The organism is Microcystis sp. MC19 (assembly GCF_003019735.1).
Lineage (GTDB): Bacteria > Cyanobacteriota > Cyanobacteriia > Cyanobacteriales > Microcystaceae > Microcystis.
The window spans coordinates 4430483-4449933 of sequence record NZ_CP020664.1 but is presented as its reverse complement, the minus strand read 5'-3'; the positions used below and the strand labels follow the sequence as shown (position 1 = coordinate 4449933).

Annotated in this window: 15 protein-coding genes and 4 pseudogenes; 18 read left to right on the top strand and 1 reads right to left on the bottom strand. The window is 41.7% G+C overall.

Features of this window, described 5'->3' with window-relative positions; translation table 11 throughout:
• The first annotated feature begins 41 nt into the window (after positions 1–41).
• From B5D77_RS27505 to B5D77_RS22500, 10 genes and pseudogenes are all read left to right on the top strand, one after another.
• Positions 42–3812 carry a DUF559 domain-containing protein gene (locus B5D77_RS27505; protein ID WP_254053006.1) on the top strand — a complete coding sequence of 1257 codons (3771 nt, stop codon included), beginning with the start codon at positions 42–44 and terminating at the stop codon, positions 3810–3812.
• Positions 3813–4060: 248 nt separating this feature from the next.
• Positions 4061–4300 (top strand): DUF2281 domain-containing protein, encoded by a 240-nt coding sequence (locus B5D77_RS22540; RefSeq protein WP_008199001.1) that lies wholly within the window; start codon positions 4061–4063, stop codon positions 4298–4300.
• Entirely contained in the window at positions 4297–4746 is a 450-nt protein-coding gene (locus B5D77_RS22535) for a type II toxin-antitoxin system VapC family toxin (RefSeq protein WP_008198999.1), read from the top strand. The genes B5D77_RS22540 and B5D77_RS22535 overlap by 4 nt, the downstream gene beginning before the upstream one ends.
• 127 nt (positions 4747–4873) lie before the next feature.
• Positions 4874–5289 (top strand): annotated as a pseudogene (locus B5D77_RS22530) (XisH family protein).
• The gene (locus tag B5D77_RS22525; RefSeq protein ID WP_106909683.1) at positions 5277–5606 is read left to right on the top strand and encodes a XisI protein; all 330 of its coding nucleotides are present in this window, start codon (positions 5277–5279) and stop codon (positions 5604–5606) included. Before B5D77_RS22530 ends, B5D77_RS22525 begins: the two are co-directional and overlap by 13 nt.
• A 29-nt stretch (positions 5607–5635) precedes the next feature.
• Positions 5636–7705 (top strand): DEAD/DEAH box helicase family protein, encoded by a 2070-nt coding sequence (locus B5D77_RS22520; protein WP_253882703.1) that lies wholly within the window; start codon positions 5636–5638, stop codon positions 7703–7705.
• A gap of 131 nt (positions 7706–7836) precedes the next feature.
• The gene (locus tag B5D77_RS22515) at positions 7837–8964 is read left to right on the top strand and encodes a hypothetical protein (protein WP_216824547.1); all 1128 of its coding nucleotides are present in this window, start codon (positions 7837–7839) and stop codon (positions 8962–8964) included.
• Between the two features lie 201 nt (positions 8965–9165).
• A complete protein-coding gene (locus B5D77_RS22510; RefSeq protein WP_008198988.1) occupies positions 9166–9732 on the top strand; it encodes a photosystem I assembly protein Ycf4 in 567 nt (188 codons plus the stop codon).
• A gap of 31 nt (positions 9733–9763) precedes the next feature.
• Positions 9764–10501, top strand: coding sequence for a peptidylprolyl isomerase (locus B5D77_RS22505; RefSeq protein WP_106909682.1), 738 nt, complete (start codon positions 9764–9766; stop codon positions 10499–10501).
• A 243-nt stretch (positions 10502–10744) separates the two neighbouring features.
• On the top strand, positions 10745–11884 hold the full coding sequence (locus B5D77_RS22500) for a beta-ketoacyl-ACP synthase (RefSeq protein WP_008198984.1): 1140 nt from the start codon (positions 10745–10747) through the stop codon (positions 11882–11884).
• Position 11885: 1 nt separating this feature from the next.
• Here B5D77_RS22500 and B5D77_RS26050 read toward each other — a convergent pair whose 3' ends face one another.
• Positions 11886–12602 (bottom strand): hypothetical protein, encoded by a 717-nt coding sequence (locus B5D77_RS26050; protein ID WP_159036988.1) that lies wholly within the window; start codon positions 12600–12602, stop codon positions 11886–11888.
• Here B5D77_RS26050 and dnaG point away from each other — a divergent pair.
• The 8 genes and pseudogenes from dnaG to B5D77_RS22460 all read left to right on the top strand — a co-directional run.
• Entirely contained in the window at positions 12511–14391 is a 1881-nt protein-coding gene (gene dnaG, locus B5D77_RS22485; RefSeq protein WP_008198952.1) for a DNA primase, read from the top strand. The genes B5D77_RS26050 and dnaG overlap by 92 nt on opposite strands.
• Before the next feature lie 286 nt (positions 14392–14677).
• Positions 14678–16087, top strand: a complete 1410-nt coding sequence (locus tag B5D77_RS22480; RefSeq protein ID WP_106910052.1) for an IS4 family transposase — start codon at positions 14678–14680, stop codon at positions 16085–16087.
• Between the two features lie 291 nt (positions 16088–16378).
• Positions 16379–17335: pseudogene (locus B5D77_RS26780) on the top strand (IS110 family transposase).
• A gap of 204 nt (positions 17336–17539) precedes the next feature.
• Positions 17540–17701 (top strand): hypothetical protein, encoded by a 162-nt coding sequence (locus tag B5D77_RS26365; protein WP_172456648.1) that lies wholly within the window; start codon positions 17540–17542, stop codon positions 17699–17701.
• Between the two features lie 17 nt (positions 17702–17718).
• Positions 17719–17904 (top strand): type II toxin-antitoxin system HicA family toxin, encoded by a 186-nt coding sequence (locus B5D77_RS22475; protein WP_106909681.1) that lies wholly within the window; start codon positions 17719–17721, stop codon positions 17902–17904.
• Positions 17905–17918: 14 nt separating this feature from the next.
• Positions 17919–17996, top strand: a pseudogene (locus B5D77_RS22470) (HicB family protein); the annotation flags it as partial.
• A 60-nt stretch (positions 17997–18056) separates the two neighbouring features.
• Positions 18057–19214, top strand: coding sequence for an IS630-like element ISMae23 family transposase (locus B5D77_RS22465; protein WP_106908062.1), 1158 nt, complete (start codon positions 18057–18059; stop codon positions 19212–19214).
• 14 nt (positions 19215–19228) lie between these two features.
• Positions 19229–19447: pseudogene (locus tag B5D77_RS22460) on the top strand (type II toxin-antitoxin system HicB family antitoxin); the annotation flags it as partial.
• Positions 19448–19451 lie beyond the last annotated feature (4 nt).

The window sequence follows — 19451 nt, the reverse complement described above, 5'->3', positions numbered from 1 at the left end:
TTACAATAAAGATTGACCTCGCCATGGAGGAAGAGTTGCTAATGCCCAAGAAGACGAACAAGCAAACGGAAGCCAAAAGTTACAACCATGGCGAGGAACATCCCCAGCGCCCCGATATTGGCACGGAACCCCACTTCAAGAAAAAGAAACCCCCTGTCACCTATCGTTATGATTCCTCTTTGTCCCCAGAGTTAAACTGGGATGAAAACCCCGCACGAGAAGAAGCTGAGGCCTTAATTGAGCAAATTCTCGCGGCAGAAGATTTAGAAACCGCCAAAATAGCAGCGCGTAAACTCAAGGCAATCGGTGAACCGTTTTTAAATTGGACAGGAAAGGCCGAAAGGTTATCTTTTCAAGTGCCAACTTTACCTCTATTTGTCCATGAACGTTTATCCACTAGGGCAATTATTGAAACCCTGAAATCCCACAAGGTGGAAAAAGGGGAACAATTGAATCTATTTAATGACCCTAAATGGTCAATTACTGACCAGATTCTCCGAGCTTACGAGTACCACGATAAATGGGTAAATAGGATGATTCTCGGTGACTCGTTGGTGACAATGAACTCCCTACTACAATATGAGGGGATGGGGGGTAAGGTGCAGATGATTTATATTGACCCTCCCTACGGGGTAAAATTTGGTTCTAATTTTCAGCCTTTTGTGAGAAAACGCGACGTTAAACACAACGATGACGATGATTTCACCCGCGAACCGGAGATGGTGCAAGCTTATCGAGATACTTGGGAATTAGGGTTACATTCCTATCTGAGTTATTTACGCGATCGTTTGTTGTTGGCCCGGGAGTTGTTGACTGATAGCGGGAGTGTTTTTGTGCAGATTTCCGATGAGAATGTTCATCATGTTCGGGAATTGATGGATGAGGTTTTTGGTGGGGAGAATTTTGTAGCAAATATTACTTATAAAACAAAAAAAATGACAATGGGTAATACATCTACTATTGAAACAGTAGGGGATCATATTATTTTCTATGCAAAATGTATTAAAAATTTAAAATGTCATTCTTTATTTGCTTTTAAAGACTGGCGAGAAGATCATCATTGGAGATATATCGAGTTACCTAATGGAGAAAGACGCACAATGACAACAGAAGAAAGAAATACTCCTGATACAATACCTGAAGGTAGTAAAGTTTTTATCCCTTTAGATTTAAGGCCAAGTGGTTATTTTACTACTGGTGATTTTGTTTTTGAATTTAACGGAACTAAATATTCGCCTGGTACAGGAAAAAGCTGGCGCACTAATAAAGAAGGAATGGATAATTTAGCTAAATATAATCGTCTTTATGAAACAAGTAAAGCCTTGACTTATGTTTTGTATCATGATGATTATCCAGTTTCAAGAATTACTAATTTTTGGAATGATACAGAAGGTGCATATCAAGCTAGTTATGTAGTTCAAACATCAAATAAAGTCATCCAACGCTGTCTATTAATGACCACCGACCCCGGCGATTTAGTATTAGATATCACCTGTCTAAGAAAAGGTACAAAAATCCTTATTCCCCACCAACCAACTAACTCCCCCCCTTTGAAGGGGGGGCAGGGGGGGGTAAAATCTCAGACACCGGGGAGCTACCCCCCCAACCCCCCCGACATCGGGGGGGCTTTAGGAGGGCAAGGGGGGCAGGGGGGGGTAAAATCTCAGACACCGGGGAGCTACCCCCCCAACCCCCCCGACATCGGGGGGGCTTTAGGAGGGCAAGGGGGGCAGGGGGGGGTAAAATCTCAGATACCGGGGAGCTACCCCCCCAACCCCCCCGACATCGGGGGGGCTTTAGGAGGGCAAGGGGGGGCTTTAGAAATAGAAAAATTACAACCGGGAGATTATGTCATCGGACATGATCTGCAACCTCATCGGATTCTTCGTACTATCAGCAAAACCCATCAAGGGAAAATGATCGGGATTCGTCACCACCTTTGTCAGCAAATCCTCTGGGTAACGGGAGATCATCGAGTCTTATGTCAAAAACGGACAACCAGTTATGGAGGCGATCGCAATTGGGAACATATTCCTAAAAATAATTTTGGTTTAGCTAGAGAAATGAGAAAAGAAGCGACTCCAGCCGAAGCTAAATTATGGCAAGAAATCAAAGGAAATCAATTAGGAGTTAAATTCCGCCGTCAACATCCTATTGGACGTTATATTACCGACTTTTATGCAAGAGAAAAGGGTTGTATTGTTGAAGTAGATGGAGATAGCCATTATAGGCCAGATGCGACAGTTTATGACCAAGAAAGAGATACTTATTTAAACTCTTTGGGATTAAATATTTTGCGATTCAATAATCAAGAAATTTATCATAATTTGACGGGAGTATTAGAGACAATTAAAGCCACATTGGCTGCGGTTGAACCTTCAGAAGATCATTACAAAGAATGGCGACGGGCTGATACTTTAAAAATCGGTGATATTGTTTATTTTGGCAGGGAACAAATACCCTGTGAAATTAAAGATTTAGAATCGGAAATAACGACGGAAACAGTCTATGATTTAGAGATTGAAACTGTCCACTCTTTTATTACTGAAGTTTGTACCGTTCATAATTGTGGAAGTGGGACAACCGCCTACGTTGCCGAACAATGGGGGAGAAGATGGATAACCTGTGATGTCAGTAGAGTACCCTTAGCCTTAGCCAGACAGAGACTATTAACCGCCACCTTTCCTTGGTATCAACTGAAAGATAATAACTCACCGACGGGGGGTTTTATCTACAAGAGAAAACAGAACAGTAAAGGGGAAGAAATTGGGGGAATAGTCCCACACATCACCCTGAAAAGTATCGCTAACAATGAACCCCCCGAATCGGAAATCTTAGTTGACCGTCCCGAAGTAGATAACAGTATTGTGCGGGTGTGTAGTCCCTTCACCATCGAGGGAACCATACCGCCTCCGGTGGAGATGGAAGACGAACCGGAAAGCGCAGCGGTGGTAATCGACAATAGCGGTCCCTATGAAGAACGGATGTTGGAAATTCTGCGGAAATCTCCCGTGTTGCGTCTGTCTGGGAACCGCACCATCACCCTAAACAACGTGCGACAGCCGACGCGAACCCAGAATCTATCGGCCGAAGCAATGGTCAAAGCTAGTGATTTAGAAGGTGCTACCTTGGGGGAGGTGGTAGATGAGGCCCTAGAAGCAAACCTGAATCAGCTTCCCCTCTCCCAGAAACCGGTGGCGTTTCTATTCGGACCAGAGAACGGAGCGATCGCAGAACAGCCGATTTACAGAGCGGCTGGGGAAGCCTATCATAAACAATACGCTCATCTGTTCGTCCTTGGCTTTGCGATCGCTCCTAGCGCTCGTCAGTTTGTAGAACACTGTCAGGATACGGTGGGGATTCCCGCGACTTACATCCAAGCAACTCCAGACCTGCTGATGGGGGATTTACTCAAAAACATGAGGAGTTCCCAGATATTCAGCGTCTGTGGACTGCCAGAGATTAGGATTAATCCCATCCCTGAGGGTAAATATCAAGTGGAGTTATTGGGTTTGGATGTGTTTGACCCGGTTACAATGAAAGTGGACTCAGAACCGGGTAAGAATGTCCCCGCTTGGTTTCTCGATACTGACTACAACGGCCTATGTTTCCACGTCAATCAGGCATTTTTTCCCCGTACCGGCGCTTGGGATTCGATTAAGAAAGCTTTAAAGGGAACCTATGAGGAATCAGTCTGGGAACATCTAGCAGGGACAACCAGCGCACCTTTTGCCGTGGGAGAACATCGGCAAATTGCCGTTAAGGTGATTGATGACCGGGGGAATGAGTTGTTAGTGGTTAAAAGTTTGTAAGAGGTAGAGTTATGACTAATTCAGAGGCTCTTCTAGGTTCTGTGTGATGAGTTTAACTTACATAGGATCGATCTTTGTGTCCTTTGTGTCTTTGTGGTTCGTTCCACCCCCTCGCTAGGAGGAATGTATCTTAGAATACATTTTACCCACCAAACCTGGGAGAGCCATTCAGAAAATAACCCAATCGAAATATAGGATTTAATATTAAAGAGTGAGAAGTTACACTTAATGTTCAATAAAATAACTCTATGAATATCGAAAAAAATGTTATAGAATATCTCCGAAAATTACCCCCAGACAAACAACAGGAAGTCTTAGACTTTACCCAATTCCTGAGCCAAAAGTCAACCCTGCCTAAACCCAATCCTAATTTAACCCCAGAACAACGATCTGCTAATTGGTTAGCATGGGTTGATAGTCATAAATCCTCTAATCCTCCCTTACCCGATGAAGCCTTACACCGAGACAGTATGTACGAAGACGAATGACTCAATATTTACTGGATACCAACATTCTTTTACGAGGCAGTGACCGGAATTCCTCTCAGTATTCTCTGGTTAGAGATGCTATTAACTATATCCTTCAACACGGTGACACTTGTTTGATTACCTCTCAAGTATTAATTGAATTTTGGGTAGTTGCTACTCGTCCACTTGATGTTAATGGTCTAGGTTGGAATCCACAACAAACGCAACAAGAAATTAACAATCTTCTTTCTCAATTCTCTTTATTAGAAGAAACCCCAGAGATTTTTCTCCACTGGTTTCAACTGGTCGTTAATCATAACATTAAAGGAAAACGAACCCATGACATCAGGCTGTTAGCCGTAATGCAATCCCATAATATTACTCATTTACTAACCTTTAATCCTGATGATTTCATCCTTGTTCCTCACATCACCATCATTCAACCTCAAGATTTATTAGAAAATTAATCAATCCAAAATCAAAAATCGAAATGTCCTACGAAGTCAACGAACCGATTCTCAACTCACCTTTTGATGAACCCTTGATGAAGTTAAATCAGCCGTTTATCGAGCTTGCTTATACTTAGAAAATTCTATGTCAGCCAAAGATATTTTTAATCAATCCGTGTGTATTGCCCTCGAAAAAGATGGCTGGAATATCACCCATGATCCCCTTTATCTTAAAGTCAATGACGTAGAATTTTACATCGACTTAGGCGCGGAAAGATTAATTGCCGCCGAAAAGGCAGGTCAAAAAATTGCCCTAGAGATTAAATCTTTTTTAGGCGCATCAGAAGTCACCGAATTTCATCTCGCATTAGGACAAATCCTCAATTATCGGTTAGCATTAAAACAGGAACAACCCGAAAGGATTCTTTATCTAGCCATTCCTCAAGATACCTATGAGGACTTTTTCTCTCGTCAATTTATTCAAGACGCTGTAGCCGAATATAAAATAAACTCTTAATCTTTAATTCTCTCAAACAAGAGGCGGTATTATGGAAAGAATAAACTACTCTCAACTGATTCAAGACATTCTCACCCAACATTCAGTTAATGACAGCAAAAATGACACAGAAACTCAACTTGTTTTTGACACAAAACGCCATCATTACCAAGTCTTAAATATTGGGTGGAAAGAGCAAAAGCGAATCTATGGTGTGATTATTCATCTTGACATAAAAGATGACAAAATCTGGATTCAAAGAGATGGAACAGAAATCGGCATTGCCAATCAATTAATCGCTGCTGGTGTTCCTAAACAAGATATAGTCTTAGGTTTTCAGGCTCCCTATAAACGTAGTTTAACCGAGTTTGCCTTGAGTTAATACATAAGAAAAAAATCCTAAATAACCCTATGTCCTACGAAGTCAACGAACCGATTCTCAACTCACCCTTTGATGAACCCTCCCGTTATTGGTTCATCCGAGAAGGTTATGAACCAGAATTAAAAGAAGGGAGAAGACCGGCTATTGTCTATCCCCCCCGGGAAGGTGACAGCGAATGGGAATTAGGAAAAGTTCTCAAACTTTCACCCCCCGATCAATTTTTCCCTGGTTATGAAATGACCTTGGTTAACCACATCAGGAACAAAGTCAAAGAATGGAGAAACGAAAACTATCCCGGTGTCAGTCGTACTACCTTAGAACTATTGGACTATTGGAACCGAGAAGGAAGAGAACATCGCCTATTTTTTGCTCAAAAAGAAGCAGTAGAAACCATCATTTTCCTGATTGAATCACGGGCCGACTTTCGCCAAGGGATTCATATCCCCCAAGACACCCCCATTGACACCACCCTAAAAGCTTTCATCCGCTACGCCTGTAAGATGGCAACTGGAAGCGGCAAAACAACAGTGATGGGGATGTTAGCAGCATGGTCCATCCTCAATAAAGTAGCAGATCGCAGTAACGCTAAATTCTCCGATGTTGTCCTGATTATCTGTCCCAATATCACCATTAAAAGCAGATTGCAGGAACTCAACCCCGACAACGGCGAAGCTTCTTTATATCGCACCCGTGACCTCGTACCCTCTCACCTGATGGATAAACTGAGACAGGGTAAAGTCTTGGTGACAAATTGGCATATTTTTGAAAAGCGAGCGCCTGCCACTGCCGGTAATGACACTGCCAAAGTGGTGAAAGTGGGAGTCAAAACCACCGCCGCCGAAGTGATTAAGATTGCCGCTAAAAACGAAACTGCTAGGGGAACAAGATATCTAACCCAAGAAACTTTAGGACAGCAAATCGCATTAGGTCGGTTAAAAGTCGCTGAAGGAGGGGAGAAATATGATACACAGGGAAATCTTAAAGAAGTCAAGGTAGAAATTACCCGCTATTTAGAAAGTGATGCCGCTTGGATTAAACGAATCTTAACCCAAGAAGTGGGGAATAAAGGTAACATTTTAGTCTTTAATGATGAGGCGCATCATGCTTATCGGATATCTCGGTTATCTTCGGATAATAATGATGCTGGCGATGAGCAAGAATCGGAAAAATATCAAGAAAAAGAAGCCACGATTTGGCTTGAGGGTTTAGATAGAATTAACAAATATCGAGGCATTAATTTCTGTGTAGATCTATCCGCTACTCCCTATTACTTAAAATCTTCCAAACAAAATACTAATAAACCCTTTGAGTGGGTCGTCAGTGATTTTAGTTTAATGGATGCCATTGAAGCAGGTTTAGTGAAAATTCCTCAATTACCCGTTAGAGATACCACCGGCGCAGCCGTTTCAGATTTAGCTTACTTTAATATCTGGGAATGGTTAATGAAGAAAATGACCCGATCTGAACGGGGTAAAGGAATAAATCCTACACCGGAAGCTATCCTCAAATATGTGCAACATCCCATCACCTTATTAGGGGGACAGTGGGAACAAATTAAACAAGAATGGGCAGCCTCCGATGATCCCAGACCGCCTGTATTTATTATTGTCTGTAAGAATACCAAGATTGCTAAATGTCTCTATGAATGGATAGCAGAAGATATCAGACCGAATGATTTACCCTCCTCTAACCTGCGATCGCTCCGTAATACCGAGGGAGAAACTAACACGATTAGAGTCGATTCTAAGGTAGTTGAAGAATTAGAATCGGGTGAAAGTAAATCCGATGAAAGTAAATGGATGCGCTTTACTTTAGACACCATTGGTAAGACTCAATGGACAAAAGATGATCAAGGACGCGATATTTATCCCGAAGGATTTGCCCAACTAGCTGAGAAATTAGCTAGACCGTTTCACCCCCCCGGTCGCGATATAAAATGTGTAATTTCTGTAGGAATGCTTACGGAGGGTTGGGATTGTTCCACCGTAAAACATATTATTGGGATTCGTCCCTTTCAATCCCAATTACTCTGTGAGCAGGTGGTAGGTAGGGGGTTAAGAAGGGAGCATCTCACCTTTGCAATGAGCATAAATACTTAGTGGAAAAATAGGCTTTTCGAGGGTAATTCTTGTTTTAATTCTCCATGTACGCAGTCTTTAAAAGCCTCTATTTCGTTCCAAGACACGATTAAGAGTGGCTTTTAGGCTAAGTATAATTACTTATCGCGTAAGTGAGATGCTCCCGGTTAAGAAGGCGCAGTTATGACCTCACCGAGGATAACAAATTTGCCGAAGAAACTTCAACAATTTTCGGAGTTCCCTTTGAAGTTGTTCCCTTTAAAGCTAATCCCCAAGGGGCAAAACCTCAGCCAGAAAAACGCTATCATGTTTACTCAGTGCCGCAAAAATCCCAATATCGCCTAGAATTTCCCAGAGTTAAAGGCTATACCCAAGCCGTACAAAACCGAGTCACCGTTGATTGGACAACCATCGCCGCTTTAGAAATTAACCCCTTCAAAATTGCCCCCGAAGTCCAAGTTAAAGCGACTCTAGCTAATAACCAAGGTCGTCATAGCCTATCTGGTCCGGGCAAACTGGAAAGCCTTGACCTCAACCCTTACCGTCAGGGAAAAAGATTACAGGAATTAGTCTTTGAATTAGCTGCTGATTTAACCCAAACTTACTGCCAAACCGAGCAATGTCAAGCACCCCCTCATGTCTTGTTTCCCCAATTAAGAAAAATCTGCGATCGCTACCTAACTGAAAAGGTTAAAGTAGTAGAACCCGCTCACATTCTCGATCTGTTTCTTTCCCCCTATTACGGTTGGGTAATTGAAAAACTCTCGGAGTCCATTTATCCCGATACCGGCGCCGGAGAAGCCCCAGAAATCCCCAAATTTGAGGCACATCTAGGCAACGGTTCAACCGATGATATTAACTTCTTCACCGGCAAACCTGTGAGAGAGGTAGTCAAGTCTCACCTTAACTGTGTGGTGGCTGATACCGATCAATGGGAACAGGCAGCCGCCTATATTATTGACAATCATCCCGCCACTGCAGCCTTTGTTAAAAATGAACGCTTAGGGTTTACTATTCCCTATTTTCATAATGGGGAAGACCACGATTATATCCCAGACTTTATTATCCGTCTGAAGACCGCTAAATCTAACTATTTAATCCTAGAAACTAAAGGATGGGACGAACTGAGGGAAGTCAAGCAAGCAGCCGCTAAACGCTGGTGTAATGCCATTAATGCCGACGGCAAACACGGTCATTGGCAATACTTTTTAACTGGATTGAGCAAAGTTAAAGAAGGAATTGACGAAGCAATCAAAGAAATCGAAGCATTAACCAACTAAATTTTCGATAACTTTTCTGGAAGGTTATCACCTTTTCTGGAAGGCAATCGCCGGTACAGAGTACCCTTGATCTTAATCAGAGAAAAAGTGTATGAGTGATTTTGGCGGCATTCCGCTCCCAATCAACACCCTAGGTCGGGGTTGGGGAAGTGGGGAGAAAAAAGCTGGTAAAATAACTCTAGGCAACCTTAAAAAGAATTCATGAAAGCGCAAACAACAAGTAAAGATAGCCTGATCCTACGGCGAGAAGTAGTGGGTTCCCGTCGCCCTAGTAACTATTTTTGGGCTGTAATCGTCTCTATTGGCGGTCTAGGGTTTCTCCTCGCTGGTCTTTCCAGTTATTTGAAGGTCAATCTACTTCTCGTTAGCGATACCAGTTCCTTACAATTTATTCCCCAAGGAGTCGCTCTCCTCTTTTATGGCACTGCGGGGACGCTTTTAGCCATCTATCTCTGGTTATCTCTCCTCTGGAATGTCGGAGGTGGTTATAACGAGTTTAACAAGGAAACCGGCAAAGTTAAAATCTTTCGTTGGGGCTACCCCGGCAAAAATCGTCGCATTGATCTCGATTGGCCTCTCGAAGATGTGCAAGCTGTGCGGGCCGAAGTGCGAGAAGGACTCAACCCAAAACGGGAACTATTCCTGCGGATTAAACAGCGTCGTGATATCCCTTTAACTCGCGTCGGTGATCCCATGTCCCTCTCGGAATTGGAAAATCAAGGAGCGGAACTCGCTCGTTTTCTGGAAATTCCTCTAGAGGGATTGTAGTCCTTTTTTCGCTCTTTTTGGCTATAAAATAATGATGAAGATAAGAAAATCTGGCTGGCTGTCTGTGGTTTGTGTTTTTTTGATCACAACGACGACACTTTTCGGCTGTTCTTCCCCAGAAGCTAACTCCACCCCCGATAATTCTAGTATCACCCAAACTTCTCAACCTGCCAGTTCGGGCAGTGTCAACATGGATAATCACAAACCCCGCTTAGATGGAACTGCCGTCGTCGAGATGATCATCAAAGGTAAACCGGTAACGATCGAAATTGATGGCAATGCGGCCCCAATTACCGCAGGTAACTTTGTGGATCTGGTGGGGAGAGGTTTTTATAATGGTTTAACTTTCCATCGCGTGGTTACAGAACCGCAGCCTTTTGTCGCCCAAGGGGGTGATCCCCAAGGTCGCGGAACCGGTGGTTTTGTCGATCCAGAAACCAAGCAATCCCGTTATGTTCCCCTGGAAATTCTCCTCAAAGACGAAAAAGAGCCGATTTATGGGCAAGCAATCGGTCAACAGGCCACGGCCCGCACTCCTATGGTCGCTTTACCCCATAAACGCGGTGCGATTGCCATGGCCCGTTCTCAACAGCCTAATTCCGCTTCTTCTCAGTTTTATTTTGCCCTGTCGGATATCAATTTCCTCGATGGTGATTATGCCGTTTTTGGTTATGTAACTGAGGGAATGGAAGTGGTCGATACGATCAAACAAGGGGATAAAATTGACTCGGCCAAAGTTATTTCCGGTGCAGAAAATCTGAAAAAATAGCGATCGGTTAGGGTGGGTTCGCACGACGTTAACGGAGGCAGGGGGCAGGAGTCCGTTTTTGTAACGGGGATTTATGCCCCGCTCCAAAAACTTTTCGCCTTAAGGCGAGGTTTTAGACCCGATTTTTTCGATAATTTAATCTTCGCCGTCCCCCCCCCCAATCATTTAATATTCCGATAACTGATAACTGATAACTGATCACTGATCACTGATACCTGATAACTGATAACTGATAAATGATAAATGAATGTTGTGGTGACGGGAATTGGGTTGATCAGTTCTCTGGGAAATTTAAGTCAGAGTTGGCAAAGATTACTAGAGGGCAAAACTGGTATAACTAGGCAACAACCCTTCTCTGATTTACCCGCTTTACCCCTGGGTTTAATCGGTCACAAACCCGCATTTTTAGAGGATTTAACCAAAATTGCCCTAATTGCCGCCCTTGAAGATGCGAAGTTAACGACTCCCTTAAAGGATTGTGCTGTCACTATCGGTTCTAGTCGCGGTTGTCAGGGTTTATGGGAACGGATGGCAGCGACGGGAATAGTAGAAAACTGGTTAGACAGTTTACCCGATCGCACCTCGGTATTGACCGCTAGATTGATAGAAACCGGCGCCCCAGTCTTAGCACCCATGGCGGCCTGTGCGACGGGCATCTGGTCGCTCGCCCAGGGTGTAGAATTAATTAAAATGGGAGAATGCGACCGAGTTTTAGCAGGGGCGATCGAAACTCCGATCACTCCCTTAACTTTGGTGGGATTTGAACAGATGGGAGCTTTGGCGAAAACGGGCTGTTATCCTTTTGATATAGCTAGAGAAGGCTTGGTTTTGGGGGAAGGTGGGGCGATTTTAGTCCTTGAATCGGAAGAACTGGCTTTAAGCAGAAATGCCCCCATCTACGGGCAAATTTTGGGCTATGGTTTTACCTGCGATGCCGATCATGTTAGCGCCCCGGCGGTGGATAATCATAGTGCTACCAAAGCCATAGAACTATGTTTGCACAGAAGTCAATTAAGAAAAGATGAAATTAATTACATTCACGCCCACGGCACTAGCACCCGTTTAAACGATGAACGGGAGGCAAACCTGATCGCCAGCATTTTTGGCTCGCAAGTGGCTGTAAGCTCGACAAAAGGCGCAACAGGACACACTTTAGGGGCTTCGGGGGCGTTAGGTGTGGCTTTTTGTTTAATGGCTCTGAAAAATCAGCTAATTCCCCCCTGTGTGGGTGTGCGCGAGTCGCCTTTTCAATTAAATTTAACTAGATCGGCTGTTAATTTTTCCCTGCATAATTGTCTCTGTCTTAGTTTCGGGTTCGGAGGACAAAATGCCGCCATCGCAGTGGGGAGATGGGGGAGAAGGAGTGGGAATTATGAATTATGAATTATGAATTGGGGAGACGGGGAGAATAAATAAAAGCAAATCTCCTGATAACTGATAACTGATAACTGATAACTGATAACTGATAACTGATAACTGATAACTGATAACTGATAACTGATAACTGATAACTGATAACTGATAACTGATAACTGATAACTGATAACTGATAACTGATAACTGATAACTGATAACTGATAACTGATAACTGATAACTGATAACTGATAACTGATAACTGATAACTGATAACTGATAACTGATAACTGATAACTGATAACTGATAACTGATAACTGATAACTGATAACTGATAACTGATAACTGAGATAACTGATAACTGATAACTGATAACTGATAACTGATAACTGATAACTGATAACTGATAACTGATAACTGATAACTGATAACTGATAACTGATAACTGATAACTGATAACTGATAACTGATAACTGATAACTGATAACTGATAACTGATAACTGATAACTGATAACTGATAACTGATAACTGATAACTGATAACTGATAACTGATAACTGATAACTGATAACTGATAACTGATAACTGATAACTGATAACTGATAACTGATAACTGATAACTGATAACTGATAACTGATAACTGATAACTGATTATGGATACACCGCGACTACATCCGGATACGATCGAAGAAGTTAAACAAAGAATTGATATTGTGGATTTAATTTCCGAGAGAGTCGTCCTCAAAAAAAGGGGACGGGAATACGTCGGTTTATGTCCTTTTCACGAGGAAAAATCCCCCAGTTTTACGGTTAGTCCTGCCAAACAAATGTATTACTGTTTTGGCTGTGGTGCGGGGGGAAACGGGATTAAATTCTTGATGGAGGTGGGAAAACAATCTTTTAGTGAGGTGGTTTTCGATCTTGCTAGAAGGTATCAAATCCCGATTAAAACTCTGGCAGTAGAACAGCGTCAGGAATTAGAACAGAAATTATCCCTCAAGGAACAATTATACGAAATAATGGCCGTGGCGGTGAGTTTTTATCAACACGCCCTTAGTCAACCTCAAGGGGAAAAAGCGTTAGATTATCTCAAGGTACAACGACAACTAACCGCGGAAACCATCGCTAATTTTCAACTGGGATATTCTCCCCAAGGTTGGGAAACTCTCTATCGTTATTTGGTGGAACAGAAGCGCTATCCTGTGGCTTTAGTGGCACAAGCAGGATTAATTAAAGCGCGTCAAAATGGTAGTGGTTATTACGATCAATTTCGAGATCGTTTAATGATTCCTATTTTTGATAGCCAAGGACGAGCGATCGCTTTTGGTAGTCGCACTTTAGGTAATGAACAACCAAAGTATCTAAATTCTCCCGATACTCCTCTATTTGAAAAGGGAAAAACTCTCTTTGCTCTCCATCGAGCTAAACAGACAATTATTCAGCAAGATTTAGCGATAGTTGTGGAGGGTTATTTTGATGCGATTGCTCTCCATGCTGCCGGTATTACTAATGTGGTTGCCTGTTTAGGAACAGCCTTAAGTCAAGAGCAAATTAAGCTACTTTTGCGCTACAGTGAAAGTAAACAAATAATCTTTAATTTTGATGCCGATCAAGCGGGAATTAAAGCCACACAAAGGGCGATCGAGGAAATTAACTCCCTAGTTTATTCAGGACAAGTTAACCTAAAAATCCTCAATCTTCCCGATGGTAAAGATGCCGATGAATTTCTTAAATCTCGTGCTGACGGGGTGAATAGTTATCGAGAACTAATCGAAAAATCTCCTTTTTGGATTGATTGGCAAATATCGCAAATGTTGGTTAACAAAGATTTAAAACAGGGACTACATTTTCAACAAGTGTCTAGTAGTATGGTCAGTTTGCTGCAAAAGTTAATCGACGGCAATCAACGGACTTTTTATCTAGATTATTGTGCTGAAATTTTGGCTCAAAAAGATGCCGCTCGTTTGCCTTATATTTTTAAAAATCTCTCTAAACAGGTTAATAAACCTCAAGGAAAATCCCCAACAATTAAGAGGAAAAATATTCTAGATAAATCGGAAAAAAATGGCACAGAAAAAGCCGAATGGTTATTATTATTAATCTATCTACATTCCCCCGAATATCGGAGGCTCATTTGTGAACTTTTGGATGAAAAAGATTTAATTTTTAATCTCCCTGATTATCGTTGGTTATGGCAAGTAATTCTAGAGTTAGAAACCCAAATTACTAAACCAAGAGATTTGATGTCAGCTTTACAGAATCATTTATTGATGATCACCGCAGACAAAAATCGTGATTTTAATTCTTTATTTCACTTAAATGAGAATACCAGTCGGGAAATTTTGCAGCCAGAAGAACAGATCAAAAATGCTATTATAGCTATGGAAAAAATTAGTTTAATGGAATATCGTCGTTACTGTCAAGAACAATTAATTAATGCTCTCGACGGCAATCAACGGGAATTTTATCAGCAGGAATTCTATCAAACTGTTAATAAATTAATCGCAATTGATCCTCACTACCAACAAGCTTAATTCGGGTCTGCTGAAAAAGTTTTTCGGTGGGGGCAGGGTGTGGGGTGTGGGGTTTTACCGGTTTTGAGGTGGCCAATTAAGTAGGTAGGCACAATTATTTGTAGGATGGGTTAGCGGTAGCGTAACCCATGCGGGCGTTGGGTTTCATGCTTCAACCCAACCTTGTATATTGAGCTATCCATTAGTCAGATCTTTCTTAACAAAAAGAGAAGAAACTTAAAAAAAGGGGAAACGATTGATAGGTATAGTTTTGAAAGAAGGAATTAAGGTGGAGGTAAGCAAAAAAATGGAGAAATGGGCAGCCCAAGAATTACAGTATGCAGACCTAGGGGACACCAGAAGAAAGAAAAGGTTAATCAGTATCGTAGAAAACTTGGCCAGCCAACCTAGTACAAGTGTGCCACAAGCTTCGGGAAATCTAGCCGCCGCCAGTGCCACCTACGACTTTTGGAATTCCCCCTATTTTCACCCCTCAGATATAATTGCCGCCCAAGCTAAAAGTACAGTAGAAAGAATCAAAGAACATCCAATAGTTTTGGCAGTGCAAGACACAACAAGTTTAGACTTTATGACGCAAAAAGCCAAAAAAGGAATGGGTTATCTAGATTGTAAAACATCCTTTGGTCTCAAAGTTCATACCACCTTAGGAGTCTCAGCGCAAGGAGTACCTTTAGGACTGATTAATCAATATGTCTGGGCAAGAGAAGAAAAGAATTTAGGGATTGCCAAGCAAAGAAAAAAAAGAGAAACTCAAGAAAAAGAAAGTCAAAGATGGTTAGATTCTTTGTCAGAAACACAACAACAAATACCCGAAGAAATTCAAGTAGTAACAATCGGAGATTCTGAGGCAGACATATTTGATTTATTTGCCCAGTCAAGAAATCCTAACTCTCATTTATTAATTCGAGGAACTCATAACCGAAAAGTTAACTATCTCGAAGACAAGCAAAGGTCAGGGCATCCAGAGACTAAATATTTACATCAATCCATCAGAGAAATAAAAGCCTGTGGTAGCCTAGATGTGCAAGTAAAACGCAATCCTAATCACGAGGCTAGACTAGCTAAACTAACAGTTAGATTTGCCAGTTTTGAAATACAAGTACCTAAGCATCACTCGAAAGCGAACCCTCGTCAACCGGTCAAATTACAGGTAATTTTAGCTGAAGAAGAAAATCCGCGTCCTGGAGTTAATCCTATCAGTTGGCTCCTCTTAACTAGCCTAGACATTAGTAGCTTTGAATCAGCGATAACCTGTGTGCGCTGGTATAGTTATCGCTGGTTAATAGAACGCTATCATTTTGTTTTAAAAAGTGGTTGTGGATTAGAAAAACTGCAATTAGAAACGGGTCGGAGAATTGAGATGGCCTTAGCTACCTATTCAATTGTAGCTTGGAGATTACTTTGGTTAACCTATCAAGCACGCTTACACGGAGAGGAGAGTTGTGAAAGTTTTTTGGAAGAACATGAATGGCAATCTTTGTGTGCCACTATTCATAAAAAGAGTCCGCCACCTGAAAAGCCGCCCTCCTTTCGAGAAGCGGTCAGAATGATTGCTTCTCTTGGGGGGTTTTTAGGTAGAAAAGGTGACGGTGAACCAGGTGTTAAAACTATTTGGTTGGGACTGCGAAGGTTACATGATATCAGCCAGACTTGGAAACTATCTCATCAAATTAGTTCCCCCATAGAACCCCCTTGAGCCATCTGGCACACTTTTCTCTTTTTGTCAAATTTTATGTTAAGAAAGATGTAACTAATGGATAGGTATATTGAGAGAGGTGGTAGACCGTCCCAACCTTGGTCGGAAAAGACCGCTTCGTAGCAAGGGTCACCACCATAATCTCCCTGACAAAACTCGAACAGTCGCCGGGGTCGTGGCGAAAACAATCAATTGTTAAGCTAAGAGACCGTATCGGGCAAGGATGAGTAAAATCAAGGGGATGCTCTCCAAAATAACCATCAATTCTGCTTGCTTTAGTTAGGTTCAATCATGGAAAATATCTCTCAATGGGTAGGCATTGACATTAGTAAAGCGACCCTAGATGTTTACCTCCGTCCCCTCGGTAAAGCGATGAAAGTTGCTAACACAAAGGAGGACAGAGCTAAACTGGTCGAGACCCTAAAATCCTACACTGTCAACCTCATCGTTCTGGAAGCGACAGGAGGTTGAGAAACTGAACTGGTGATTCAATTACAAGCAGCGGGTTTACCCGTCGCCTTAATCAATCCCCGTCAAGGAAGAGACTTTGCTAAAGCCACTGGTAAATTAGCCAAAACCGATGCCATTGACGCTCAAATCTTAGCTCATTTTGGCGAGGCAATGCAACCGCAAATATTAGCGGTTGAGTCGGAAGAATCTCGTCAATTGGGCGACTTAATTAGTCGTCGCCGGCAACTTGTCGAGATGCGGACTGCCGAAAAAAACCGACGGGAACGCGCTCGCGGTAAAGCTTTGGTCGATATCGAAGCCCATCTTGAGTATCTCGATAACTGCCTCGAAAAACTCAATCAAGAAATTGAGGAATTGACCCAAGCTAACCAACAATGGCTCGAGAAAGTCAATTTACTAAAAACCGTGCCGGGGATTGGTCAAGTAATTTCTACTACTCTCGTCTCCGACTTACCAGAACTCGGTCAATTAACCGCCAAACAAATCTCTCGCTTAGTCGGTGTCGCACCGATTAATCCTGATAGTGGTCAACATAAAGGTAAGCGAATGATTCAGGGAGGTCGCGCTCAGATTCGGGCGACTCTTTACATGGGAGCGGTGGTAGCTATGCGTCATAATCCGGTGATTAAAACTTTTTACGAACGCCTAGTCGGACGAGGTAAATCAAAAAAACTGGCTCTGACTGCTTGTGTGCGGAAAATCTTAGTTATTCTTAATGCAATGGTTCGCCAAAATCAGCCTTGGCAGCTTGCTGACAATTTACCACCTTGTTCCTAGAGATTCACACTTTTTGTTATCTCTGATCAAGGGTTGCGCTTGCTTTGGTTTAACCTGAGCGACTTAGTTTTTGCTGCGCTTTTTTTCTGGCTTGAGATTTTAGGTTCGACAGCAACTCCTTGATTGTTTTTTGAGTTACCCCTTGACAATCAAGACAGTCGCTACAGTAGTTTCCTTGGGTCAACCCAATCGACGATAATTGCTATGATTACTATAATCCGTAGTCGTGGTCTTTTATATGCCATCTTAGGACAAACCGAAAAAGCAAAAATTGACCGACAACAAGCAGCTATATTATTCCGCCAACAGAATAATATGGCTGCCTATGAAAAGGTGATGCAGATTTTACAACAATTAGGGGGGTGAAATAGAAATCATCAATTATGGAAAGTCGAGAAATTATCAAAAAACTGAAGGATGAGGGATGGTATCAAGTAGGTACAACAGGAAGTCATCATCATTTTAAACATCCCCATAAAAAAGGGAAAGTGACTGTTCCTCACCCTAAAAAGGATATTCCCCTTAAAACCCTAATCAGTATCGAAAAACAAGCCAGTATTAAATTATGATAAAGGAGAAATAAATGATTACTTATTTAGCCACCGTTCATAAAGATAACCATAGTGATTATGGGGTACAATTTTATGACTTTCCGGGTTGTAAGCTAAAACGCACTTAAACCACCTAAAATAGAAATAGTAACTTGAGAAAATTCCTACTTATGCCAGCCAAAGATTTCCTAGACTTAGAAGAAAAGAAAAACTTACAAAAAGCTCTTAAAGAAGAAGAAAGAGCAGAGGTTAGGGAAAGAATTTTAATGTTTCTCTTGCTAAACGACGGAAAAACTCAACGAGAAATAGCTGAGTTTATTGGCTGTTCACTCAAAACAGTCGCCCATTGGTGTGTTCATGGCGATCCTAACAATATAGAAAGTCTAGAAGATGGGAGAAAAAATGGAAATCATAAAAAAGCCACAGAGGAATATATTAATTTACTATTGAAAATAGTTGATGAAGACCCGAAGGAATTGGGATATGAATTCGGGAGATGGACAGCGGCAAGATTAGCAGAGCATCTAGAAAAGGAAACAGGAATTAAACTGAGTGGCTCGCAAGTGAGAAGAATATTGAGAAGAAAAAAGTATGTGTATATCTGGGCAAAATATAGTCTAGAAGATAAGCAAGACAAGAAATTAAGAAAAGCATTTAAAGAAAAATTAGATGAATATTTAAAGTTAGCGAAAGAAAAGCCAGAGTCAATCCAGGTATGGTTTTGGGACGGGGCTTTCAAGGTGGCGACGCAGGTTCGCCACACAGCCCCTCATGAATGTGGATTTAGTTTGAGAGTAATAAGAAGGAGAGCTTGGACAAAAAAAGGAAAGCGAAAAAAAGTGAATGGGCAAAGAAAAAGAGGAAGGGTGAATGTGATGGGAGCCTTAAGATATAATGATAAAAAAAGAGTCTGTTTTATGATCAAAAAAGGAAATTCAGAAACTTTCCATGAACAATTAAAGAAACTTCATGAAGAGATTCGTCAAGAATGGATAAACTTGGGAAATCTGCCCGAAGATTTTCGAGAAAAGGGGCCGAAGATTATCATTATATTAGACAATGCTAGTTATCACAAAAAGAAAGATGTTATTGAGCAGGTGGAAAAAGAGTTGCCCAATATTAGGCTAGAGTTTTTACCAGCTTATAGTCCAGATTACAACCTAATAGAATTAGTGTGGCATTCCGCTAAAGAATACATAGCTAATCGAGAATTTGAAAATAAAGAAGAACTGGAAAAAGTAGTCAATCAGCTTTTAAATGAAGGGGGATTGATTATTAAATGGAGTAGAAAACTTAAAAATAAGGGTAATGCTGTCAATGTAACTTAAATGCGTAAAAGCTTATTAGTGCAGGAGAAACCATCGAAGAAGCGAAAAAAATGGCAACTGAAGCCTTAAAAGGTCATATTTCCTTTATGTTGGCAGATGGGGACGAAATTCCCACCCCTAGCACCCTCGAAACCATTTTAACCGACGCGGATCATCAAGATGCGATCGCTTTTCTACTCATTGAGGTATCAGAAGCTATTTTAAACCATCAGGAATTGTGTGTAAAAAACTAGTAGT